This window comes from Sphaerimonospora mesophila (assembly GCF_001417795.1).
GTDB lineage: Bacteria > Actinomycetota > Actinomycetes > Streptosporangiales > Streptosporangiaceae > Sphaerimonospora > Sphaerimonospora mesophila.
On the sequence record NZ_BCBX01000034.1, the window covers coordinates 413,752 to 437,882 of the forward strand.

A 24,131-nucleotide genomic window follows, 5' to 3' on the forward strand; every position below is an offset into this window, starting at 1 on the left:
CGCATCGACAGGGCCGGGAGGGCCAATGGAGACTGACCAGGCGGCGACGCGGACGGTGCCGCGGATGTTGCTGGACCGGGCCGAGCGCTACGCCGACCGGCTCGCCGTGATCGACGGCGAGACCACGTTGACCTACCGCGGGCTGCTCGACGCCGCCCTGGAGACGGCGCGCGCCGCGATCGCGCTCGGCATCCGGCGCGGCGACCGGGTGGGCATCTGGGCGCCCAACACCCACCGGTGGGTCGTCGCCTCGCTCGGCCTGCACTGCGCCGGCGCCACCGTGGTTCCGCTCAACACCCGCTACCGCGGCCGGGAGGCGCGCGAGATCCTGGCCCGGGTGCGGGCCAGGGCGGTCTTCGTCGACGACGGCTTCCTCGGCTACGGCTACGCCTCGGCCGTACGGCGGCGCGACGAAGACGACGACGTGATCGAGGCGGCGCTCACCGACCTGATCGTGGTCGACATGCTCGACGGCGCGTCCGAGGACGACCCGCGGCTGATGGGCTGGGGCGACTTCCTTGCCGGAGGCGCCGCCGTGCCGGCCGGCGCCGCGACCGAGGCCGCCCTGGCCGTCGAGCCCGGCGACCTCAGCGAGATCATCTTCACCTCGGGCACTACCGGAGCGGCCAAGGGCGTCATGATCCCGCACGGGCCCTGCCTGGACCTGTACGCCGATTACGGGCGCATCTGGGGGCTGCGGCCGGGTGACCGCTATCTGGTGTCGCTCCCGTTCTTCCACACGGGCGGCAACAAGGCGGGCCTGATCACCTGCCTGATGCACGGGCTGACCATCGTGCCCCTGGCGGTGTTCGACCCGGTCGAGGTCATGCGGATCGTGGAGTCCTGCCGGATCTCGGTCATGAACGGGCCGCCCACGGTCTACTACTCGCTGCTGGAGAGCCCAGAGCGTCACTCCTACGACCTCGGCTCGCTGCGCGTGGCCGCGACGGGAGCGGCCGTCGTGCCGGTGGCGCTGGTCGAGCGCGCCCGCTCCGAGCTGCCGTTCGAACACTTCATCACGGCCTACGGGATGACCGAGTGCTTCGGCACGGCGACCATGTGCCGTCAGGGCGACTCCGCCGAGGTGATCGCCCGGTCCAACGGGCGGGCGCTGCCGGGAGTCGAGCTGCGGGTCGTGGACCCCGAGGGGTGCGATCTGCCGACGGGCGAGCCGGGCGAGGTGCTGATCCGCGGCTCGAACGTCACCCCCGGATACTGGGAGGACCCCGAGTCCACCGCCGAGGCGATCGATGCCGGCGGCTGGCTGCGCTCCGGCGACGTCGGCACGCTGGACGCCGACGGGAACCTCAAGATCACCGACCGGATCAAGGACCTGTTCTTCGTCGGCGGCTTCAACGTCTCGCCCGCCGAGGTCGAGCAGGTGCTCGCCCGGCACCCGGCGATCTCGGAGCTGGCGGTCATCGGCGTGCCGGACGAACGGCTCGGCGAGGTGCCCAAGGCGTACGTCGTGCCCCGCGCGGGCGTCGAGGCCTCGGCCGACGAGATCATCGCCTGGGCCCGTGAGCGGCTGGCCAACTTCAAGGTCCCCCGGACGGTGGAGTTCGTCGGCACGCTCCCGCGCAACGCCAGCGGAAAGATCCTCAAGCGCGACCTCCGCGGCGGCGCGCCCCGGCGTCACCAGGGGGTGTGAATGCTCGACATGGAGGTGTCCGGACTCCTGCAGGTCCTGGACCAGGGGTTTCCACCGGTTCACCTGATGACCGGGGCACAGGCGCGGGCGGCGGTGGCGGCCCGGCGCGTGCCGGTCGACAACCTCGATGACGTCCAAGCAGCGGAAGACCGCGTGATCGACACCGAGGACGGGCCGCTGCGCGTGCGGATCTATCATCCGCACGGTGACGGCGGCGAGCCCTTACCGGTGATCGTCTTCTTCCACGGCGGCGGCTTCGTCCTGTGCGACCTCGAGAGCCACGACGGGTTCTGCCGCCGGATGTCGAAGCACACCCGGGCGGTGGTCGTCTCGGTCGACTACCGGCTGGCTCCCGAGCACCGTGCGCCGGCCGCCGCCCGGGACGCGTACGCCGCGGTGCGGTGGGCGGCGCGGCACGCGGCCGAACTCGGCGGCGACCCGAACCGGATCGTGACCGCGGGCGACAGCGCCGGCGGCAACCTGGCGGCCGTCGTCTGCCTCATGGCGCGGGACCTGGGCGGACCGCCGATCGCGGCGCAGGTCCTCGTCTATCCGGTCATCGAGCCGTCGTTCGACTCCGACAGCTACCGCAGGTACGCCACGGGATACTTCAACACCAGGGACGCGATGCGGTGGTACTGGCGGCAGTACCTCGGCGGCGACACCGTGCCGGAGCCCGCCCACCATGTGGCGCCGCTGCGGGCGGCCGATCACGCCGGCCTGCCGCCGGCCGTCGTGGTCACCGCCGGGCTCGACCCGCTGTGCGACGAAGGCCGGGACTACGCCGCGGCGCTCGCCCGCTGCGGCGTGCCGCTCGTCCACCGCCACTATCCCGGGCTGTTCCACGGCTTCCTGACCATCGCCGCGTTCGGGCCCGCCGTCTGCGCCCGCGACATCCTCTGGGCCGACATCACCTCGATCCTCCCCGGCGCGACCCCTCGGAAGGCCCCCGCATGAACACCAGCGACGACACCCCCCGGCCCGAGACCTGCGATGTCCTCGTCGTCGGCGCCGGCTTCGCCGGACTCTACGCGGTGCACCGATCGGTCGCGGCGGGATTCACCACGATCGGTGTGGAGGCGGCCCCCGGCGTCGGCGGCACCTGGTACTGGAACCGCTATCCGGGCGCGCGCTGTGACGTGGAGAGCGTCGACTACTCCTACTCCTTCGACGCGGAGTTACAGGACTCCTGGGTCTGGAGCGAGCGCTACGCGACCCAGCCGGAGATCCACGCCTACCTGGAGCACGTCGCCGACCGGTTCGGGCTGCGCAGGCACTTCCGGTTCGGCCGGCGGGTGGAGGGCGCGCGGTTCGACGAGGGCTCGTCGGCCTGGACGGTGACCACCGACACCGGCCACGCGTACCGGGCGAGGTTCCTGGTGCTGGCCACCGGCAGCCTGTCGGCCCCGCACCGGCCCGACATCCCCGGAGCCGGCGACTTCGCGGGCGAGGTGCTGTTCACCGCGCGCTGGCCGCACGAGGACGTCTCCTTCGCGGGCAAGCGGGTCGGCGTCATCGGGACCGGTTCCTCGGGCATCCAGTCGATCCCGATCATCGCCGAGGAGGCCGCTTCGCTGACGGTCTTCCAGCGGTCGCCCAACTACAGCGTTCCGGCGTTCAACCGCCCGTTGACCGAGGAGGAGCAGGTACGCATCCGGGCGGAGTATCCCGAGCGGCGCAGGAAGTCGGCCTACAGCGGCGCGGGAACCCCGCACGAGACCTACCCCAGGGGAGCCTTCGAGATCGACGAGGCCGAGCGCCGGGCCGCGTTCGAGGCGCGTTGGCGGGAGGGCGGCGTCCTGTTCGGGAAGACCTTCCCGAACCAGACCGTCGACGAGGCCGTCAACCGGCTGGCCCGCGACTTCGCCGAAGCCAAGATCCGCGCGATCGTGACCGACCGGCGGGTCGCGGACGACCTCGTCCCGGTCGACCACCCGATCGGCACGAAGCGGATCTGCACCGACAGCGGCTACTACGAGACCTTCAACCGGGCCGACGTCACGCTGGTGAACCTGCGCCGCGAACCGATCACCGCGATCACCGAGCGGGGGATCAGGACCGCCACCGGGTCGTACGAACTCGACACCATCGTCTACGCCACCGGTTTCGACGCGATGACCGGCGCGGTGACGCGGATCGACATCCGCGGCGCCCGCGGCTCCGGGATCGGCGAGGCGTGGGCGAACGGGCCGGTCACCTACCTCGGCATGGCGATCCCCGGCTTCCCCAACCTGTTCACCGTCAACGGGCCGGGCAGCCCGTCGGTGCTCGCCAACATGGTCCTGACCGCGGAGCAGCAGGTGGACTGGCTGATCGACCTGATCGCCGACTGCCGGCGCCGGGGCGTCACCGAGGTCGAGGCGCGGGCCGACGCGGCGGCCAAGTGGACCGAGCATGTGAGCGAGGCCGCGCACAGGACGCTCTTCCCCCTGGCCGGCTCCTGGTACATGGGCGCGAACATCGAGGGGAAGAGCCGGATCTTCATGCCCTACATCGGCGGGTTCGGCAACTATCGCAGGATCTGCGACCAGGTGCGGGCCGACGGATACGAGGGCTTCGTGCTGACGGAGCGGAAGGGGACCGAGGCGATGACCGGCCCGACGAGCGCCGTTCGTACGACGGCCGACCGGCCCGTCATCAGTCTGGCCGGGAAGGTCGCGATCATCACCGGGGCCGCCAGGGGACAGGGAGCGGCCGAGGCCGAGCTGTTCGTACGGCTCGGCGCGACCGTCGTGATCACCGACACGAACGAGCGCGACGGTACGGCGCTGGCCGGCCGGTTGGGCCCGTCGGCGTCGTTCCGGCCGCTGGACGTCACCGATGGGGCCGCCTGGTCACGGGTGGTGGCCGAGACGGCGGCGATGCACGGGCGGATCGACGTCCTGGTCAACAACGCCGGCGTCTGGCGCAAGGCGCCGCTGGAGGAATGGACCGAGGACGAGTTGCGCGGCATGTTCGACGTCAACCTGCTCGGCCCGATCCTCGGCATGCGGGCCGTCGCGCCCACGATGTCCGTCACCGGAGGCTCCATCGTCAACGTGGCGTCGACCGCCGGGATACGCGGCCACGGCGGGGCGCTGCCGTACGCCTCGTCGAAGTGGGGCCTGCGCGGGGCGAGCCGGTCGGCGGCCCAGGAGTACGCCCCGCGCGGGATCCGGGTCAACTGCGTCTGCCCCGGGGTGGTGGACACGCCGATGATCGATGCCGCCGCCCTGGACCTGTCGCGCCAGCCGATGCCGCGCGCCGGAACCGCCGAAGAGATCGCGAACATGGTCGCGTTCCTCGCCAGCGACGCCGGCGCGTACTGCACCGGCGCCGACTTCGTCGTCGACGGCGGCGCCACCGCCTAGGTCGTGTTTCAAAAGTCATGTCCTGCTACGCGCGGCCCAGATGGCGCCTCGCGGCGTCGGACTCGTCGCCCGTAGCCTCCGGCTACGAGCTCCTCCTCCGCCCTGCGATGCATCCATCTGGATCCACGCTCGCGACGGACAGCACTTTTTCAACACTCCCTAGGCCCGCCTCACCGTCCCAGTATTTATACTATTATAGTAATGATAGAGACTACTGGAGAGGGCGTGGGGATGGACGGCGGGGACTTCGCCTCGGTTCTGGAAACGGTCCGGAGATTCGTACGCGAGGTCGTGGTGCCCGCGGAGGACGTCATCGAGGAGACCGACGAGATTCCCGAGGAGATCAGGCGCGGAGCCGCCGAGATGGGCCTGTTCGGCTACGCGCTTCCGGAGGAGTACGGCGGCCTGGGATGCGACGCGCTCCAGGACGCGCTGCTGGCGATGGAGGCCGGCTACACCACGCCCGCCTTCCGCTCCATGTTCGGCACGAACAACGGCATCGCGGGGCAGGTCCTGGTCAACTTCGGCACCGAGCGGCAGAAGCGGGAGTTCCTCCCGCGGATGGCCGCCGGCGAGTGCGTGGCCGCCTTCGCGCTCACCGAGCCCGAGGCCGGCTCCGACCCGAGCGGGCTGCGCACCAGCGCCGTCGCCGACGGCGACCACTACGTCGTCAACGGGCAGAAGCGCTTCATCACCAACGCCGGCCGGTCGGACATCCTGCTGGTCTTCGCCCGCACCGGCGGCCCCGGCGCCGATGGCATCTCGGTCTTCGTGGTCGACACCGACACGCCCGGGGTGACCGTGGGGCCGCCGGACCGGAAGATGGGCCAGCGCGGCTCGACCACATCCGAGATCTTCTTCACGGACGTGCGGGTGCCCGCCTCCCGCCTCGTCGGCGAGGTGGAGAGCGAGGGGTTCGGCGCCGCGATGCGCTCCCTGGCCAAGGGCCGCCTGCACATCGCGGCCTGCTGCGTCGGCATGGCGCACCGGCTCGTCGACGAAAGCGTCTCCTACGCCGCCTCGGCCAAGCAGGGCGGCACCGTCATCGGCGAGTTCCAGCAGGTCCAGGCGCTCATCGCCGAGTCGCAGACCGACCTCCTGGCCGGTCGCGCCCTGGTCCTGGAGACGGCCAGGGCCTATGACAGCGGCGCCGACCGGCGGCTGGCGCCGTCGAGCGCGAAGCTTTTCTGCAGCGAGATGGTCGGCCGCGTCGCCGACCGGGCGGTGCAGATCCACGGCGGCAGCGGATACATCCACGGGGTCGCGGTCGAGCGCTTCTACCGGGATGCCCGGCTGTACCGCCTCTACGAGGGGACCAGCGAGATCCAGAAGGTGATCATCGCAAGGGGGCTCCTCCGCACCGCGACCGCGCGGTGATCCCGCTGACGACAGGAGTGCATCATGCGTGACGCTGTGATCTGTGAACCCGTACGGACGCCGATCGGCCGCTACGGCGGGGCGCTGCGGGCGCTGCCCGCGGCCGAGCTCGGCGCGCAGGCGCTGCGCGGCCTGATCAACCGCACGGGCATCGCCCCGGAGGTGATCGACGACGTCGTCCTCGGGCACTGCTATCCGACGAGCGAGGCCCCGGCCATCGGCCGGGTGGTGGCCCTCGACGCGGGCCTGCCGGTCACCGTGCCCGGCCTCACCGTCGACCGGCGCTGCGGCTCGGGGCTCCAGGCCGTCCTGTACGCCGCCCGGCAGGTCGGCGTGGGCGACGCGGAACTCGTGATCGCCGGTGGGGTGGAGAGCATGAGCAACGCCGCCCATTTCTCCCGCGACATCCGCTGGGGCGCCGGCCAGGGCGAGGTCCGATTCCACGACAGCCTGGAGCGCGGCCGGGTCACCGCGGGCGGCCGCCGCCACCCCGTCCCCGGGGGCATGCTGGAGACCGCGGAGAACCTCCGCCGCGAGTACGGGATCCCGCGCGAGGAGCAGGACGCCCTCGCGGTCCTGTCCCACTCGCGTGCCGTGGCGGCGCAGCGCGACGGCAGGGCGGCGGAGGAGATCCTGCCGGTGACCGTACCGGTCAAGGGCGGCGAGGTGATCGTCGACACCGACGAGCATCCGCGGCCGGACACCACCATGGAGGCGCTCGCCCGCCTCCGTCCCATCCGGGCGGCGGTCGACCCCGAGTCCACGGTGACCGCGGGCAACGCGAGCGGCCAGAACGACGCGGCCGCCCTGTGCGTCGTGACCACGGCGGAGCGTGCCGAGGCACTCGGGCTGCGGCCGCTGGTGCGGCTGGTGTCGTCGGGCGTCGCGGCCGTCGAGCCGCACCGGATGGGCATCGGCCCGGTCCCGGCCACGCGGATCGCCCTGGAGCGCGCGGGCATCACCATGTCCGACGTCGACGTCATCGAGCTGAACGAGGCCTTCGCGGCACAGGCGATCGCGGTGATGCGCGAGTGGGGCTTCGGCGACAAGGACCTGGAGCGCGTCAACCTCCGCGGGTCCGGGATCTCGCTCGGCCATCCGGTCGGCGCCACCGGGACCCGCATGGTCGGCGCCCTCGCCCGCGAGCTCGCGCGCCGCGAGCAGCGGTTCGGCCTGGCCACGCTGTGCGTCGGCGGCGGCCAGGGGATCGCCGCGGTCTTCGAGCGGATCGGCTGAGCCGCGGTGGGCGAACTCAAGCTGGGACTCGCGCTGGGCTACTGGGGGGCCGGGCCGCCGCCGGGGCTCGCCGACCTGGTGACAACGGCCGAGCGCCTGGGATACGACTCGATGTGGGCCGCCGAGGCGTACGGCTCGGACGCGCTCACGCCACTCGCCTGGCTGGGCTGCCGGACGCGGCGGATGCGGCTCGGCACGTCCATCATCCAGATGTCGGCGCGGACCCCGGTGGCCACGGCGATGGCCGCGATGACGCTCGACCACCTGTCGGGGGGCAGGTTCGTGCTCGGGCTCGGCGCCTCAGGCCCCCAGGTCGTGGAGGGATGGTACGGCCAGCCGTACCCGAGGCCGCTCGCCCGCACCCGGGAGTACGTCGCGATCCTGCGCAGGGCGATGGCGCGCGAGCGGGTGGAGTTCGAGGGCGAACACTACCGCCTGCCCTATCGGGGCGGCAGCGGGCTGGGCAAACCGCTCCGCTCCACCATCCATCCGCTGCGCGACGACCTCCCGATCCTGCTGGCCGCAGAGGGCCCGAAGAACGTGGCGCTCGCGGCGGAGATCGCCGACGGCTGGCTGGCGATGTTCTACTCACCCTACGACGACGCGTACTATCGCACGGCCCTCGCCGAGGGGTTCGCCCGGAGAGGGGAGGGCGGCGGCCCGGAGACGTTCGAGGCGACGTGCCGGGTGAACGTCGAGTTCGACGACGACGTCGAGGCGGCGGCCGACCGGGTCCGGCCGATGCTCGCGCTCTACGTCGGCGGCATGGGGGCCAGGGGGGCCAACTTCCACTACGAGGCGTTCGCCCGGATGGGCTTCGAGGCGGAGTGCGCCCGGGTCCAGGAGCTCTACCTGGCCGGCCGCAAGGCGGAGGCCGCGGCCGCGATCCCGCTGGCGATGGTGGAGAAGGTCGCGCTGGTGGGGCCACGCGCCAAGATCGCCGAAGAGCTCGACGCCTGGCGGTCGTCACTCGTCACGACGATGCTGGTCTCCGGGGACGCGGCGAGCCTCGCCGCCATCGCCGAGCTGGTGAAGGGCTGAGCGTACGGCCGACCACCCCGCCGGTCGGTCGTATCCCGCCCGCCGCGTCCGTGAGTTGAGGAAGCCCCCGGTCGGCGGCGGTCGCTGCGCCGGGAGGAGGCTCCGGTCCGCTGCCGGGCCCCGCCGAGCGGGGCCCGGCGTGCGGTCCTCGCTCCCTCCCGCTCCGCTCCCTGCATTCTGGTCGGCGATTCAATCGGCCCAGGACGCCTTGGCTCTGGCGTCCGCGAGAAGCTCGGCGCACGCGAGCCCGTCGGCGAACGTGGGCAGGCCCGCGGCGTCTCCCGTCACGACGGCGTCCCTGACCAGGGCGCACCAGGTGCGTACGGCGGTCATGAACGTCTCCGGGCCCCACTCGGCGTCGATCGCGTCCGGCGGCAGCGTCGCGCCGTCCAGGCGCAGGCCGCCGTCGGCGCGCAGCTCGAAGGTCGCCTCCGTGCCCGAGATCACCACACGCGGTGCGACCAGCCGGGCGTCCGCGCCGGCGCTGACGACGGTGAAGCGGGCGCCGCGCTCCGTGATGCCGGCGAGCGCGCACCCGGTCTCGGTGAGGCCGGAACGGGTGCCGCCGAAGAAGGCGGCCGACGCGATCTCGGGCCGACCGGCCCAGAGCCTGATCGCGTCGAGCGTGTGCGAGACCGAGGCGCCCAGCCATCCGCCGCCGGCGGCACGGTCCGACTGCCATCCCCGGGGGCGGACGCGCCAGTTGGGCCGGCTCTCGTGCCAGTCGATCGCCTCGACCGTGCCGATGGTCCCGGCGTCGATGAGCGAGGTGACCAGTCGCCGCCAGGGTTCGTAACGCAGCTCGAAGTTGAGCAGGCACAGCGCGTCGGCGGCGGCGCCGAGCCCGGCCATCCGCCTCGCGGCCTCGAGGTCGGCGCCGAACGGCTTGTCGCACAATACGTGGCGGCCGTGCTCCAGCGCCGCGACGACGTCCGCCTCGTGGGCGGCCGGCGCGGAGTGGACGCTGATGAGATCGACGTCGTCGCGCCGGCAGAGCTCTGCGACGGCGGCCCGGTCGCGGGGCGAGACGACCCCGACCACCTCGACGTCGTCGGTGCCCGCGAACGCCGGGGCCATCACGTTGGCGCCGAAGCCGCCGCCGATGACGCCCACACGCACGGCGGTCATCGGACCACGACCAGGTCGACCGGCACGTTCGGCCGCGGATCAGCGGGGAAGGTCATGCCCACCTCTGCACAGGGCGCCGTAGACATCAAGTTTTGTCTCATCATTGATATGATAGCAACAAGGTTGGGCGGCCGGGCGGTCAGGAGAACGCGAAACCCGCGTAGCCGTCCGCGGCGACCTCGGCGCACTTTCGCGCGTGCCGGTCGAATCCGCCGGGATACGGGATGAACACCCGGCTCCCGTCGTCCTCGTTGACGTGGACCATGTAGTTCGGGGTCCGGTAGCGCAGCATCGGGGCGGCCATCTCGGCGACGTGCGCCGTCCACTCCCGCTGCGCCTCCCGCGTCGGCTCGACCCGGGTGTGCCCGTGCCGGGCCATGTGCGCGATCAGGTCGCCGATGAAGTCGGCCTGCTGCACGCTCGTGGGGAAGAAGTTCGCCAGCACCGACGGCGAGCCGGGCCCGTTGACGATGAACAGGTTGGGCAGCCCGCGCACCTGCAGCCCGAGGTAGGTCTGCGGCCCGCGGGCCCAGAGGTCGGCGAGCCCGACGCCCTCCGCGTTGCGGATGCCGGCCCTGTAGAGCGAACCGGTGAAGGGCTCGAACCCGGTCGCGAACACCACCAGGTCGCACTCGTAGTGCCCGGACCCGGTCCGGATGCCGGTCTCGGTGAACCGCTCGATCGGGTCCGTACGGATGTCGACCAGCGTGACGTTGTCGCGGTTGAACGTCCGGTAGTAGCCGGTGTCCACGCAGAGCCGGCGGGTGCCGATCGGATACGCCGTGGGCATGAGCTTCTCGGCCGTGCCGGGATCGGCGACGATCTCACGGATCTTGGCCCGGACGAACTCGGCCACCATCTCGTTGGCGGACAGGTCGGTGCCCTGGTCGGTGAAGACCGTGCCCATGGCGTGTCCGCCGTACGCCCAGCGCCGCTCCAGCAGGGCGGTCCGCTCCTCCGCGCTGAACGAGGCCGCCGGCCCGGCGCCGAGCGGCAGATCGGTGCCGCCGGGATGCTGGAGGCACCGCTGCGCCAGCTCCTCGACCTGGGCGACGTGCGCGTTGTGGCGCTCCGGGTCCGCCGGGCCGTTCTGCGCGGGCACGGAGTAGTTCGCCGTCCGCTGGAACACATAGAGGTGGCCGGCGCGAGGCGCCAGCATGGGGATCACCTGGACGCCGGTCGCGCTCGTGCCGATGACGCCGACCCGTCTCCCGTCGATCTCCACCGGCTCGTCCGGCCACTGCGCGGTCAGCACGGTCTCGCCCCGGAACTCGTCGAGCCCGGGGAAGTCCGGCACCCGCGCGGCGGAGAGCGGGCCGGTGGCCATGACGAGGAACCGGCCCTGCAGCGTGAGCCCGGTGTCGGTGGTCACGGTGTAGCGGTCGGCCGCCGGGTCGAAGGTGGCGCCGGTGACCCAGGTGTCGAAGTGGAAGCGGCGTTTGACGTCCCACCGCTCGGCGGCGAAGTCGAGGTACGCGAGCAGCTCGGGCTGTGACGGATAGCGCTCGGTCCATGTCCACTCGCGATAGAGCTCGGGATCGAAGTAGGAGTAGTAGATCCCCTCGAGATCCACCCGCGCGCCCGGATAGCGGTTGTGGTACCAGACGCCGCCGACGCCGGAAGCGCCCTCGACCCCCACGACCGACAGGCCCTGCCGGGCGAACCGGTGCACCGCGTAGATACCGCCGATTCCGGCGCCGACCACGATGACGTCATGCATATTGCCTGTCTATTCTATTATTGCTATGTTTACAACCTCACGACGAAGTGAGGAGTGACCATGGAGGCGGCGAGCGGACTCACGGGCCACGCGATCGTGGTCACCGGCGCCGGCCGCGGTGTGGGGGCCGCCGCCGCGGCCGAGTTGGCGCGGCTGGGGGCGCGTGTCGTGGTCAACGACATCGACGAAGTGGCCGCCCGGCGGACGGCCGCCGGCATCGAGGCCGAGGGCGGCCGGGCCGTCGCGCAACCGGGCGACGTCTCCGTACGGGCCGACGCCGCGGCCCTGGTGGCGCGGTGCGTCGACGAGTTCGGCCGGATCGACGGCCTGTTCAACAACGCCGCGCTCATGGCGATCGGCGACTTCGTCGAGTACGACGACCGGCTGCTGCGCCGCCTCCTCGACGTCAACGTCGTCGGTGTCGCCAACTGCGCGGCCGAGGCCGTCGGGCCGATGCTCCGGCAGGGTTCCGGCGCCATACTCAACGTGACCTCCGGCGCCCACCTGGGTCTGCCGCACATGAGCCTCTACGCCGCCACGAAGGGCGCGGTCGCCTCGCTGACCTACGCCTGGGCCGCCGAGACCGCCGGCACCGGTGTCCGGGTCAACGCGCTGTCGCCGCTCTCCCTCGGTCACATGACCCGGATGACCGACGACTACCTCATCGCCAAGGGGCACGCCGACGCGCCGTTCGCCGCGCCGTCGCCCGAGAGCAACGCTCCCGTCGTCGCCTACCTGCTGTCGGACCGGGCCGGAGACGTGCACGGCCAGGTGGTGCGCATCTCCGGGACCGGGCTCTCACTGATGACCCACCCAGCGATCATGACGCCGGTCCTCGACCGTCCGGTATGGACCTACGACGACGTGGACCGGGCCTTTCGCGAGATCCTTTCCGCGCGGCAGGCGCCGGTCGGCATCGCGTACGGCGAGCCCGCGACCGCCGCCCCCGCTCCGGTCGTCCCGTTCGACTGAAGAACCTGATTCAGCCCGGAGGGCAACGTGCCGCTCTTCCTCGATCCGGAGCTCGCCCCCTACGCGCACGCTCTGCCGACCACCGACATCGCCGATCCGGTCGCCGCGCGCGCCCGCCTCGCCGCCCTGCGCGCCGGCCGGCCGCCGTTCGCGGTCCCGGGCGACCTCGTCCGCTCGCGTGCCGAGCCGGCCGGTGTCCCGGCGCTGACCTTCCGTCCCGCCGCGCCCGCGCCGGCGGCGCCCGCGATCGTCTATCTGCACGGCGGCGGCTTCGTCATGGGCGACGCGGAAGGAGACCAGCCGCTGCCGGCGCAGCTGGCCCGGGCGACCGGCGGCCTCGTGCTGTCGCTGGACTATCGGCTCGCGCCCGAGCATCCGTACCCGGCGGCGCACGACGACGGCCACGCGGTGCTGTGCTGGGTGGCCGCCAACGCGGGCGAACTCGCCGTCGACCCCGGGCGGATCGCGATCGCCGGTTCGAGCGCCGGCGCCTGCATCGCCGCGGGCATCGCGCTGCGGGCCCGTGACGAAGGCGGCCCGCGCCTCGCCGCCCAGCTACTGGAGATCCCCGTCCTGGACGACCGGGCGGAGACCGGCTCGGCCCGGTACGAGCACACGCCGATGTGGACCCGTATGAACATCCTGGACAGCTGGGCGCACTACCTCCGGGGCGTGACCGGCGTGCCCGCCTATGCCGCCCCGGCGCGGGCCGCCGACCTGCGCGGATTGCCGCCGGCGTACATCGGCGTCTGCTCCGCCGACCCGCTACGCGACGAGGGCATCGACTACGCCCGCCGGCTCGCCGACCAGGGCGTGGCGACGGAGCTGCGGATGTACCCGGGCCTGTTCCACGGCGCGACCGGAATGTTCCCCGACCTCGACGTCACCCGGCGCGCGCGGGCGGCGCTCCTCGACGCGGCCGGGCGGCTGCTGAGCTCCTGACCGGCCTTGCCAAGCAACAGCGTGCCATGCAATCATTATGAACATAGCTATCTTAGTTAAGATAACTATCTCAAGATTGTGTGATCACCTCCGAAGTGGAGATACCGTGAAGCGTCGCCTCAGACTTCTCGTCGGGCTAGCCGCAGTCGGCTCCATGGTGATGACCGCTTGTGGCGGCAGCGGGGACGAGCCACAGGCGGACAGTGCGCCATACAAGATCATGATCAGCGCCGGCTCGGACGCCGGGGGCCAGACCGACCAGCTGACCACCGGCGTCATCTCGGCCAGGGCCGCCGTCAAGGTCGTCAACGACGCCGGCGGCATCAACGGCAAGCCGGTCGAGCTCATCGAGTCCCCCGACAACGCCGACCCGCAGAAGGCGCTCTCCAACCTCCGGGCCCAGATCGCCAAGGACAGGCCCGACGCCTACCTCGTGGCGTCCGGGTCGAACGTCAGCACCGCGGTGGCGGGCATCCTCCGCCAGAACGAGATCATCTTCCTCGACTCCGGCAACTCGGCGGACACCAACAAGCCGGCCGAGAATCCGTACGCGTTCCACCTCGCCGCGCCGTTCAAGACGGTCGTCGAGGGATACCTGCCGCAGTTCGAGCAGAACGGGTACAAGAAGATCGCCGTGCTGCACGGCAACTCGGCGTACGCCAAGCAGTTCGGCGCGCTGGCGGAGTCGGTGTTCACCGAGAAGGGCTACGAGACCTCGGTCGTCGAGTACGACGCCAAGGCACTGGACATGACCGCGCAGATTTCCGCGCTGCAGGCCAAGAACCCGGACGTCCTGGTCTTCAACGGATACGGCGCCCCGGTCGGCCTGGTGCTCCAGGGCATCACGAAGCTCGGCTGGAACGTGCCGATCCTCGGCGACACGTCGGTGACCTCGACCCCGCTCGTGACGACCATGCCGCCGGACGGTCTCATCGGCACTCCGGAGACGAAGAACCTCAAGATCGAGGTGACCACGAGCGTCAACGTCGCGACCGCGAGCGAGGCCACCAAGAAGGCCATCGAGGCGATGAAGTCGATGGGCGAGATCAAGGCCAGCCTCAACAACTGCCTGAACTTCGACGCGGTCATGCTGCTCGCCGCGGCGGCCAACCACGCCAAGAGCAACGACACCAAGGCGGTCGCCGACGCGCTGCTGCTCCCCGAGGTCAACACCAAGGCGGGCACCGCCGTTTACGACACCTACCCCTACACCGCCGACGACCACCAGCCGCAACTGCCGATCGAGACGCACACGTTCGTCGCGCCCGGCGTGCTGAAGGACGGCCAGATCGGCAGCGCGGAGAACTGACGGCATGACGCTGATTTACGCCGGCCTGTCGCTCGGCGCGGTATACGCCCTGGTCGCGATCGGGTACAACATCGTCTTCATCGCCTCCCACTCCTTCAACTTCGCGCAGGCGCAGTTGATGATGATCGGCGCGTTCGTGACCTACACGGGTTACGTGACGTTCAAGCTGCCGACGGTGGCCGTCCTGGCGCTGGCGATGGTCGTGGTCGCGGTTCTCAGCGCGATCGAGGAACGGATCGCGATCCGGCCCGTGTCCGACCACCAGACGCAGCTCATCACGACGCTGGGGTTCGGCACGATCCTCACCGGCGTAGCTCAGCTCATCTGGGGCACCCAGCCCCTGCAGGTGCCCTTCTTCGCCGGTGCCGAGGTCCTCACGATCCTCGGCGGCCGGGTCTTCCCGGTCGAGGTCGCCCTGGTGGTGTTCGCGGTCGCCCTGGTGGTCGCGATCACCTTCTACACCCGGCGGCGGATGGGCGGCCTCGCCGTCGTCGCCATGTCGCAGGACGAGGAGGCGGCCACGCTGCGCGGCATCGACGTGCGCATGCTCGCGTTCGCCGCCTTCGCCGTCACCGGGGTCCTGGGCGGCCTGATGGGAGCGGCGATCGGACCGAAGACGTTCGCGGTCGCCTCCCTCGGCGCCGCCCTGGCCATCAAGGGCTTCGTCGCCCTCGCCATCGGCGGGTTCGGCAGCATGTACGGCGGTCTGCTCGGCGGGTTCGCGATCGGGCTCGTCGAGCAGTACGTCGCCCGCTACCTGGGCTCCAACTTCACCAACCTGAGCGTCTTCGTGTTGCTCCTGCTCGTCCTGATGATCCGGCCGACCGGGCTCTTCGGTCGCGTCCAGGAACGGACCGTGTGACATGCTCCAACTGTGGACCGCCGTCCGTAAGGTGCCGACCTGGGTGTTCCCCGCGGCGATCGGGCTCTTCGTGCTGGTGCTGCCGCTGCTGGGGCCCGGCTACGAGCTGACCAGGCAGATCGAGCTCACGCTGATCCTCGCGCTGGTCGTGAGCGGCCTCAACATCTCGCTCGGCTACGCCGGGCAGCTGGCCATCGGACAGGCCGCGATGTACGCGGCGGGCGCCTACACGGCCGGCATGCTCTCCTCGGCCGGCCACACCGATCTCCTGCTGCAGATCGTCGCGGCGGGGCTGGCGGCGCTCGCCGTCGGCATTCTCACCGGCATTCCCGGCCTGCGCCTCGGGTCGTGGTCGCTCGCGATGACCTCGTTCTTCCTCGTCCTGCTGGTGCCCGACATCGTCGACATCTTCGAGGAGGACACCGGCGGTCACCTGGGCCTGTCGACGATGCTGAACCCGACGCTGTTCGGCCGGTCGCTCGCCCCCGACGCCATGTACTACGTGATCGTCATCGTGGCGATCATCTGGTTCGCCGTGTTCCGCAACGTGGTGGCCTCCCGCCACGGCATCGCCTTCCAGGTGCTGAAACAGAGCCCCGTGCTCGCGTCGTCGGTCGGCATGTCGGTGTTCCGCACCAAGCTCACCGGCTACGCGATCGGCGCGGTGCCCGCCGGTTTCGGCGGCGCGCTCCTCGCCAACCTCGACCTGTTCGTCACGCCGGAGGCGTTCACGTTCCACATGGCGACCGGCGCGCTGGCGGCCTCGATCCTGGGCGGCTCGATGAGCGTGTACGGCGCGGTCTTCGGGGCGTCGATCATCCAGTTCAACAACGACCAGTCGAGCAACTTCGCCGAGTACTCCCTGGTGTTCTTCGGTGCGTTCCTGCTGATCGGCGGCGTCCTGCTGCGCGGCGGGGTGGCCGGGCTCCTGCGCACCGGCATCCGCCGGCTCGACCGCGCGGCCGGGCTGTGGCCCCGGCGGCCGGCCGGCGCGGCGGGGGGCGGCGCGGCGGAAGCCGTCGACCTGCCGCCCATCGAGGGCGGCGCGCTCGAGGTGGACGCGGTGGCCAAGGCGTTCGGCGGCAACCGCGCGCTGCGCGAGGTCTCCCTGCGCGCCGAGCCCGGCCAGGTGACCGCGCTCATCGGGCCCAACGGTTCCGGCAAGACCACGCTGCTCAACCTCGTCTGCGGGTTCTACCGCAGGGACGCGGGCAGGATCACCGTCGCGGGCACCGCCATCGACGGCGCGTCCCCGCACCGCATCGCCAGGCTCGGTGTCACCCGGACGTTCCAGACGCCGCTGATCCCGCCGGGCGTGTCGGTCGCCGAAGTGGTCATCTCCGGGCGGTACACCAGCGACGAGGTCGGCTTCCTCAGCGCGGTGCTGCGCGGCCCGAAGTTCCGCCGGGTCCGCCGCCACGACCTCGCTCGTGCCGAGGACATGCTGCGCCTCGTCGGACTCGCGCACCTCTTCGACACCGAGGCGGCCACGCTGCCCCTCGGTCAGCGGCGGATGCTCGAGGTCGCGCGGGCGCTGGTCCGCGAGCCCAAGGTGCTGCTGCTCGACGAGGCCGCCTCGGGCCTGGACGAGGCCGAGGTCGAGACGCTCGCCGCGGTGATCCGGCGGATCCGCGACGCCGGTTGCGCGGTCATCCTGGTCGAGCACAACTTCGGCCTGGTCCTCTCGCTGGCCGACCGGATCGTCGTGCTGGCGCGCGGCGCCGTCCTGGCCGAGGGCACGCCAGAAGAGATCGAGAACGACGTCCGGGTCCGCGACGAATACCTCGGGATCGTCGAACCCGGCGACGCTCCCGCCGTGGAGGAAGCGGGGACGCTTCCGGAGAGGACGGCGAAATGACCACGCCGCTGCCCGATGTGCCGCTGCTCGACGTGCAGGGGCTCGCCACCGGGTACGGCGACCTCCGCGTGGTCTGGGACGTCTCGTTCCAGGTGTGGCCGGGCCGGGTCACCGCGCTGCTCGGGCGCAACGGCTCCGGCAAGACGACGTCACTGCGCGCGGTCGCCGGCCTGAACCCGGTGCACGGCGGACGGATCGAGTACGACGGCCGTCGCATCGACCGCCTCGCCGCCCACCGGCGGGTCAAGGCCGGCATCAGCTACGTGCAGGAGGGCAAGCGGGTCTTCCGGCAGCAGTCGGTCGAGGACAACCTCCGGCTGGGCGGCTACACGCTGGGCGTACGCCGCTCGGCGCTGGACGCCGACTGCGACCGCGTCTACGAGCTCTTCCCCGTGCTGCGGGAGAAGCGCCGGCATCCAGCGGGCTCGCTCTCCGGCGGCCAGCAGCAGATGCTCGCGATCGGGCAGGCCATCATGGCCAAACCCCGCCTGCTCATGCTGGACGAGCCGTCCGGCGGCCTCGCCCCGTCCATCGTGGCCGAGGTGATGTCCAGGGTGGCGCTGCTCAAGGAGTCCGGCCTCGCGATCCTCCTCGTCGAGCAGGCGGTCGAGGCGGCCGTCGACGTGGCCGACCACGTCATCGTGCTCGACATCGGCAAGGTGACGCTGAGCTCGCCCGTCGGCGAGATCGACGACCTCGAGCGGCTCAAGGACGTCTGCATGGGCCGGGTCCCGGCGATCGACGGGGCCGGTGAGCCTTAGTCCGGTGTCGAACGGCCGGGGCGGCCACCTCCTGAGGAGGTGGCCGCCCCGGCCGTTCCGGCGGTGCGAGCGGTTCTCTTTCCCGCTCGCATCCGCACGATTCAGCCGCGGGGCAGGCCGAGCACCCGCTGCGCGACGATCTGCCGCTGGATCTGCTGGGTGCCGCCGTAGATCGACTGGGCGCGCGACCACAGGTAGTCCGCGAACGGCCCCGACGGGCCCACCGTGAAGGACGGCCCGGCGAGGTCGGCGGTGACGCGGTAGAGGTTCTGCTCGACCCGGGTGGCGAGCAGCTTGTCGACCGAGCCGCCGGAACCGGTCGAGTCCGCGGCCCGGTTCGCCAGCGACCGGGTCACGTGCCACTGCATCACCTGGACGTCGACGGCGGCCGCCGCGAGGCGGTGGCGCAGCGGCGCGTCGGCCGTCACCCGGCCGGAGCGCACGTCGTCCCGCGCGCCGGCCAGCACCCGGCCCAGCCGGCCGACCCAGCCCATGTCGGCGGGGCCGCGTTCGTACGCGAGCATGTGCATCGCGATCCGCCAGCCCTGGCCGCGCTCGCCGATGAGGTCGGCGGCGGGTACGGCCACGTCGTCGAAGAACACCTCGGCGAACTCCCGGCTGCCGCTGGCGAGCACGATCTCGCGACGGTCGACGCCGGGGGTCTCCATGTCGACGACGAGCATCGACAGGCCGCGATGGCGCGGCAGGTCGGTCTCCGTACGCGCGAGCAGGAGACACCGGCGCGACCACATCGCGCCGCTGGTCCAGATCTTCTGGCCGTTGACGACGAACCGGTCGCCGTCCGGCGTCGCCGTGGTGGAGATCCCGGCCAGGTCCGACCCCGCTCCCGGCTCGCTGAACCCCTGGCACCACACTTCTTCGCAGCCGACCAGGCCGGGCAGCACCCGTGCCTTGAGGTCCTCGTCGGCGAAGTCGGCGATGGCGTGGGCGATGTGGCCGATCGGCGGCGGCGGCGGGGCGGCGGCCGCGGCGAGCTCCTCGTTGACCACGGCCTCGTAGATGTCCGGCAGGCCGCGCCCGCCGTAGGCGGCCGGCAGCGAGACGCCCACGTAGCCGGCCCCGGCGAGGGCGCGGTGCCAGCGCAGGGTCCGCTCGACCGACTCGGCGGATTCGTATCCGCTGGCGTCGCGGTGCTCGTCCAGATGGTCGCGCAGCCAGGCGCGCAGCCCCGCCCGGAAGTCGGCGACGGCGGGGGCGTCGGAGAAGTCCATCTCAGCTCCTGGAGGGGTCGGCTTCGGCGCGGCCGGCATCGGCCGGGCCGGAGAACTCGGTGTCGGCGATCACTCCCTGGTGGTGGTGCTCGTCACCGAGCACCCGGCGATCGGCGTGGGCGCGGCGCAGCCGGACATGCGCCGGCGCCTCCCAGGTCATGCCGATGCCGCCGAACACCTGGACGGCGTTCTCGCACACCTCGACGGCGGAACGCGAGGCGAACGCCTTGGCCGTACGCGCGGCGCGCGAAGCCGCGCGTCCGTCGAGCGCGTCGGCCGCCCAGGCGGCGTAGTAGGAGGCGCTGCGGGTGGCCTCGACGAGGACGTGGCTGTCGGCGAGAAGCTGCTGCACGGCCTGGAACGACCCGATGGGCGCGCCGAACTGCACGCGGGTGCGGGCGTGATCGAGGGCCGCGTCGAGCGCGGACTGCATCGTGCCCAGCAGATCGGCGGTGAGCAGGCTCAGAGCGAACGCGTCGAGCCGCGCCGCCGCGTCGTCGCCGGGCGCGGTGAGCGTGAGCGACGACGGGTCCACCGGCCGGCCGTCGAGCGGCCGGACCTCGCGGGTCAGGTCGGTGAAGGGCAGCGGCCCGCCGAGGCCGTGCACGGCCCCGCTCGTCGGGATCACCGCCATCTCGGCGCCGGCGGCGTCCCAGGCGAGGGCCTCCGCCGCGGTCCCGGCGAACCCCGTCAGGTCGCGGTCCAACGCCGGCGCCACCCGCACCGCGCCCTCCGCGATCTCCTGAAGCAGGCCCGGGGGAGCCTGCCACGTCTGGAGCTGCTCGGCGGCGATGACCGTGCCGAGCACGGGGGCCGCCACCGCGTGGTAGCCCAGCTGTTCGACGAGCACGGTCACGTCGACGACGCTCGCTCCGGCGCCGCCGTTCTCCTCACGCAGGCGCAGCGCGAGCCAGCCGGCCTCGGCGACGCGCGACCACGCCGCTTCGTCGGGGACGGCGGAGGCGACGTCGTGCGGGCCGCGGCCGAGGTGCCACCGCGCGGCGAGATCGGCGGCCAGCTTGCCACAGGATTCGCGGAACGCTCGCTGCTCCGCGCTGAGCTGGATGTCCATGCCACTCCGAAGGTGGATTATGACTATTATTACAATGATAGTTTCATTGATGGATCCGGTGAGCAAGTGCCGGCGGCGGGCGACGGCGCTCAGCCGGTCCGGCGCAGCAGCTCGACGGCGCGTTCGCGCAGCTCGAGCTTGGCCACCTTGCCCACGCTTCCACGGGGGAGGCGGTCGACCGCCCACACGCGCCGCGGCACCTTGAAGTTCGCGAGCCGCTCCCGGCACCACCCGACGAGAGCCTCCTCACCGGCGCAGTCCTGCCCGGTGCCGTCCGCCGGCACCACGAAGGCCACCGTGATCTCGCCGAGGCGCTCGTCGGGCACCCCGACGACGGCGGCCTCCCGCACGTGCGGATGCTCGGCGAGCGCGTGCTCGATCTCCGCGGGGTAGACGTTGAACCCGCCCACGATGACGAGATCCCGGGCACGCCCCGCGATCCGCACGTAGCCGTCGTCGCCGATCCAGCCGAGATCGCCGGTACGCAGCCAGCCGTCGTGGATCACCTCGGCGGTGGCGTCGGGATCGTCGAGGTAGCCCGCCATGACGTTGTCACCGGTGATCTCGATCTCGCCCACGACCGGGTGCCCGGTCGCGTCGGGAGCCCAGATCCGGGCGCGCACGCCGTCGATGGGCCGGCCGATCGTGCCGCAGACCAGGTCGAGCGGATCGCCCGGCCGGGTCATGGTGCAGACCCCGGTGGCCTCGGTGAGCCCGTAGCCGATGATCACGTCGTCGACGCCGAGCTCGTCGACGAGACCCTGGACGAGGACGGGCGGGACGATCGCCGACCCGATGACCGCCGTCCGGATCGCGAGCTCGCCCGGGATCTCGCCGGCCCGCCGGGCCGCGAGGATGTACTGCTGCACGGCGGGCGGAGCGTTGAGGAACGCGACCGGGTGGGTGCGGACGACGTCGGCGACGGACTCGGCCGACACGACCGGGATCAGCACCGCGGTCGCGCGGGCGTGGAACGGCGAGATGAGCCCGGTCTTGAAACCGCCGATGTGCGCCAGCGGATAGGTCACCGGGTAGAGGTCGCCGCGCCGCAGCCCGACCACCTCCGCCCAGGTGCGCGCCGTCACGATCATCGGCCGCTGCCGCAGCAGCGCGCCCTTCGGGCGGCCCGTGGTGCCGGAGGTGAACTGGATCGTCATGATGTCGCCGGCCGCCACCTGGGGCGCCGGGCGGCCGGCCGCTGCCGCGACGAAATCGCGCCAGCTCACCCCGCCCTCCGGCACCTTCTCCCCGAGCGTCACGACCTCGGCGGCGCTGGCGATCGACCGGGCCTCCTCCGCCAGCCGGCGGCCCGCGATCAGGTCGGGTGCGAGCAGGAAACGGCAGTCGGCCCGCGGCAGGATCTCGCCCACCTCCGACATCGTGTAGCGGGGGTTGAGCGGTACGAGCACGCCGCCGCCGATGACGGCGGACAACATGGCCACGGTGCAGTCGATCGTGTTCACGGCCCAGACCGCGACCCGGTCGCCGGGGCGCAGGCCGTGGTGCTGCCAGGCCGCGGCGCCCGCCCGGACCCGTTCGTCGAGTTCGGCGTACGAGACCGCCTCGCCCTCGCAGATCAACGCGGTGACGTCGGCCGCGTCCTTCGCGGCGGACGCCAGAAGCTCGTCGAGCGTGGTGGTCATCGCTGGTCCTCGCAGGGGGGATCGGGATAGACGAGGTGATCGCCGAAGATGGCGCGCACGGTGTCGGCGCTGCCCGCGTCCAGCAGCTCCAGGCACCACGGCACCTGCGCGTTCCGGTCCTCGACGTAGGCCCAGAATCCCGGACCGCCGGGCGGGGGCGCCACGGGCGGCGCCCCGCTGCCGCGCACCACCGCCCCCCACGGCGGCGTCAGGCCGGGACGCCGCGCGGCGAGGGAGTAGCTCACCTCGGCACGCTCGCCGAGCGCGTCGATCGCCCGGCCGAGGTCTTCGACCCAGAAGGCCAGATGATGGATGCCGGGGCCATGCTCGTCGAGCCATTGCGACGTGCGCGTACGGCCCTGGTGCGGCTCCACGAGTTCGATCGCGATGTCGCCGAGCCGGGCCATGGCCACCGTGGACCTCGACCCGGCGAGCAGCTCGCCGTGGAGCTGGAGCAGTCCGTCGGGCTGCTCCACCTTCTGGACGAGCCACTTCTCGACGCCCAGCAGGGCGCCCCATGTGGCGCGGAACTCGGCGATGCTGCGGACCGCCAGGCCGACGTGACACAGGCTCACTATTCCGAGATCGTGCACGGTCCCTCCTTCCGGCCGGAACGCCCGGCCGTGCCGCATACAATCCCCATGTGCGCCCCGAACCCGGCGCCGGATCCGTGCGGCGCCCGAAGCTCTCCCTCGAGGTGGCCCGACAGATCGTTCAGACCATGAGCGAGGCGGGCATGGGTCCGGGTGACCGCTACTATCCCGAGGCCGAGGCGATGCGACGCCACGGCGTGGGCCGCGGCACCTACCGCGAGGCCCTCCGGTTCCTGGAACACCAGGGCCTGATCGTCATGCGCCCCGGACCGAACGGGGGACCGGAGATCGTCCAGCCGGACTGGCGCAACCTCGCCTCGACGATCGCGCTGCTGCTGCAGTTCGCCGGGGCGCCGCTGCACTCGGTGCTGGACGTCAAGACGGTGATCGAGCCCGGTGTGGCGGAGCTCGCCGCGCGGCACGCGACCGACGAGGAGCTGGCCATGATGGCCGCGGATCTCGACGAGATCGAAAGCGGGCTGGGGTCCTACCGCGCTTTCGCGGAGGCGTACGAAAGATATTGGCTGCGCCTGGCCGCCGCGGGCCACAACGAGCTGCTCGCGTTTCTCAGCCCGGCACTGCGCGCCATCGTCAACAGCGGGGGTTATGTGCCGGACGAGCCGCACCGCGCCGAGGTGCTGGCGCGTCTTCGCGTCGTGCACGCCGCGGTGGCCGCGCGAGACCCCGAACGGGCCCGCGAGGCCATGCGTGAGCTCCAGGAGGAGCTCGGCCGGCGGCTCAGGCAGGGCTACCCCCGCCAGACCGCGCAGGTGATCGCCTGGTCTGACGTCCACCAGTTCGGCGGCCCCGGGTAGCGGATCGGGAGGCCGGAAGCGGCCGGTCATCCCGCGCGGCTCACGCGCCGCCGGATCCGCCACCCCTCGGCCGTCCGGGTGAGTTCGTCGGTGTAGACGCCGAACACCCGGACCACGGGCGTCGACGTGGTGTCGCAGAAGAAGAGGAAGTACGACACCGCGGTGGCGGCGTCGCCCTCGACGGTCACGTGCAGCGGGACCACCAGGTGACGGGTGGCCGTACCGGGTCCGCTGGTTCCTCCGGCGCGCCGCCGCCGGGTGGCCGCGACGATCTCGTCGACGCCGGTCTGGGTGTCGGCCCCGAAGGTCCAGGTGGCGTCATGGGTGTAGAGCGAGCGGTAGTCGTCGGGAGTGCCCTCGTCTGCGAGGTACGCGGCGCGCCCGATGAGCGCTCGGATGAGCACGTCGTCGTGCTCCGGGCTGGCGTCGGACATGACGGCAGCCTAACATGTAAATGATGGCAATCATAGAGGCCCGCCGTCGTTCATGACCGTACCCTGAGTGCGACGTATAGGTTCCTGGTTTAATCCCTGGCAGAGCTATTGATTACGGGCATACGAGAAGACTAG

General features: G+C 71.8%; 20 protein-coding genes. 13 read left to right on the forward strand and 7 right to left on the reverse strand.

Annotated features, from left to right (window positions below; translation table 11 throughout):
* Positions 1-25: 25 nt before the first annotated feature.
* The 6 genes from AP234_RS13840 (at position 26) to AP234_RS13865 (ending at position 8,655) form a co-directional block, all read left to right on the forward strand.
* Positions 26-1,651: a FadD3 family acyl-CoA ligase gene (locus tag AP234_RS13840; protein ID WP_055480016.1), complete on the forward strand. Its 1,626-nt coding sequence runs from the start codon at positions 26-28 to the stop codon at positions 1,649-1,651.
* Positions 1,652-2,608 (forward strand): alpha/beta hydrolase, encoded by a 957-nt coding sequence (locus AP234_RS13845; RefSeq protein ID WP_055480017.1) that lies wholly within the window; start codon positions 1,652-1,654, stop codon positions 2,606-2,608.
* A complete protein-coding gene (locus AP234_RS13850; RefSeq protein WP_160330433.1) occupies positions 2,605-5,001 on the forward strand; it encodes an SDR family oxidoreductase in 2,397 nt (798 codons plus the stop codon). Before AP234_RS13845 ends, AP234_RS13850 begins: the two co-directional genes overlap by 4 nt.
* A gap of 201 nt (positions 5,002-5,202) precedes the next feature.
* Positions 5,203-6,378, forward strand: coding sequence for an acyl-CoA dehydrogenase family protein (locus AP234_RS13855; protein WP_235558160.1), 1,176 nt, complete (start codon positions 5,203-5,205; stop codon positions 6,376-6,378).
* A 24-nt stretch (positions 6,379-6,402) separates the two neighbouring features.
* A complete protein-coding gene (locus AP234_RS13860; RefSeq protein ID WP_055480019.1) occupies positions 6,403-7,614 on the forward strand; it encodes an acetyl-CoA C-acetyltransferase in 1,212 nt (403 codons plus the stop codon).
* Between the two features lie 6 nt (positions 7,615-7,620).
* Positions 7,621-8,655, forward strand: coding sequence for an LLM class F420-dependent oxidoreductase (locus AP234_RS13865; protein ID WP_055480020.1), 1,035 nt, complete (start codon positions 7,621-7,623; stop codon positions 8,653-8,655).
* A gap of 189 nt (positions 8,656-8,844) precedes the next feature.
* On the opposite strand, the gene AP234_RS13870 is transcribed toward AP234_RS13865, so the two are convergent.
* Both AP234_RS13870 and AP234_RS13875 read right to left on the reverse strand, forming a co-directional pair.
* Positions 8,845-9,783 (reverse strand): Gfo/Idh/MocA family protein, encoded by a 939-nt coding sequence (locus AP234_RS13870; protein WP_055480021.1) that lies wholly within the window; start codon positions 9,781-9,783, stop codon positions 8,845-8,847.
* Positions 9,784-9,922: 139 nt separating this feature from the next.
* Positions 9,923-11,503, reverse strand: a complete 1,581-nt coding sequence (locus AP234_RS13875) for a flavin-containing monooxygenase (protein WP_055480022.1) — start codon at positions 11,501-11,503, stop codon at positions 9,923-9,925.
* A 60-nt stretch (positions 11,504-11,563) separates the two neighbouring features.
* On the opposite strand from AP234_RS13875, the gene AP234_RS13880 reads away from it, so the two are divergent.
* The 6 genes from AP234_RS13880 to AP234_RS13905 all read left to right on the forward strand — a co-directional run bounded on the left by AP234_RS13880 (position 11,564) and on the right by AP234_RS13905 (position 18,207).
* Positions 11,564-12,475 carry an SDR family NAD(P)-dependent oxidoreductase gene (locus AP234_RS13880; protein ID WP_055480023.1) on the forward strand — a complete coding sequence of 304 codons (912 nt, stop codon included), beginning with the start codon at positions 11,564-11,566 and terminating at the stop codon, positions 12,473-12,475.
* A 27-nt stretch (positions 12,476-12,502) separates the two neighbouring features.
* On the forward strand, positions 12,503-13,417 hold the full coding sequence (locus AP234_RS13885; RefSeq protein ID WP_055480024.1) for an alpha/beta hydrolase: 915 nt from the start codon (positions 12,503-12,505) through the stop codon (positions 13,415-13,417).
* Between the two features lie 106 nt (positions 13,418-13,523).
* The gene (locus tag AP234_RS13890) at positions 13,524-14,726 is read left to right on the forward strand and encodes an ABC transporter substrate-binding protein (RefSeq protein WP_160330434.1); all 1,203 of its coding nucleotides are present in this window, start codon (positions 13,524-13,526) and stop codon (positions 14,724-14,726) included.
* A gap of 4 nt (positions 14,727-14,730) precedes the next feature.
* Positions 14,731-15,588, forward strand: a complete 858-nt coding sequence (locus AP234_RS13895) for a branched-chain amino acid ABC transporter permease (protein ID WP_055480026.1) — start codon at positions 14,731-14,733, stop codon at positions 15,586-15,588.
* Position 15,589: 1 nt separating this feature from the next.
* Positions 15,590-17,446 (forward strand): branched-chain amino acid ABC transporter ATP-binding protein/permease, encoded by a 1,857-nt coding sequence (locus AP234_RS13900; RefSeq protein ID WP_055480027.1) that lies wholly within the window; start codon positions 15,590-15,592, stop codon positions 17,444-17,446.
* Positions 17,443-18,207: an ABC transporter ATP-binding protein gene (locus tag AP234_RS13905; protein WP_055480028.1), complete on the forward strand. Its 765-nt coding sequence runs from the start codon at positions 17,443-17,445 to the stop codon at positions 18,205-18,207. Before AP234_RS13900 ends, AP234_RS13905 begins: the two co-directional genes overlap by 4 nt.
* A gap of 101 nt (positions 18,208-18,308) precedes the next feature.
* Here AP234_RS13905 and AP234_RS13910 read toward each other — a convergent pair whose 3' ends face one another.
* The 4 genes from AP234_RS13910 to AP234_RS13925 all read right to left on the reverse strand — a co-directional run bounded on the left by AP234_RS13910 (position 18,309) and on the right by AP234_RS13925 (position 22,747).
* On the reverse strand, positions 18,309-19,439 hold the full coding sequence (locus AP234_RS13910) for an acyl-CoA dehydrogenase family protein (protein ID WP_055480029.1): 1,131 nt from the start codon (positions 19,437-19,439) through the stop codon (positions 18,309-18,311).
* Position 19,440: 1 nt separating this feature from the next.
* A complete protein-coding gene (locus AP234_RS13915; RefSeq protein WP_055480030.1) occupies positions 19,441-20,511 on the reverse strand; it encodes an acyl-CoA dehydrogenase family protein in 1,071 nt (356 codons plus the stop codon).
* An 89-nt stretch (positions 20,512-20,600) separates the two neighbouring features.
* A complete protein-coding gene (locus tag AP234_RS13920) occupies positions 20,601-22,154 on the reverse strand; it encodes an AMP-binding protein (RefSeq protein WP_055480031.1) in 1,554 nt (517 codons plus the stop codon).
* Positions 22,151-22,747, reverse strand: coding sequence for a VOC family protein (locus AP234_RS13925; RefSeq protein ID WP_160330435.1), 597 nt, complete (start codon positions 22,745-22,747; stop codon positions 22,151-22,153). The genes AP234_RS13920 and AP234_RS13925 overlap by 4 nt, the downstream gene beginning before the upstream one ends.
* Positions 22,748-22,797: 50 nt before the next feature.
* Here AP234_RS13925 and AP234_RS13930 point away from each other — a divergent pair, with 50 nt between their 5' ends.
* Complete coding sequence (locus AP234_RS13930; protein WP_055480033.1) at positions 22,798-23,562, forward strand: FCD domain-containing protein; 765 nt, start codon at positions 22,798-22,800, stop codon at positions 23,560-23,562.
* Between the two features lie 26 nt (positions 23,563-23,588).
* On the opposite strand, the gene AP234_RS13935 is transcribed toward AP234_RS13930, so the two are convergent.
* On the reverse strand, positions 23,589-23,996 hold the full coding sequence (locus AP234_RS13935; protein WP_055480034.1) for a nuclear transport factor 2 family protein: 408 nt from the start codon (positions 23,994-23,996) through the stop codon (positions 23,589-23,591).
* Positions 23,997-24,131 lie beyond the last annotated feature (135 nt).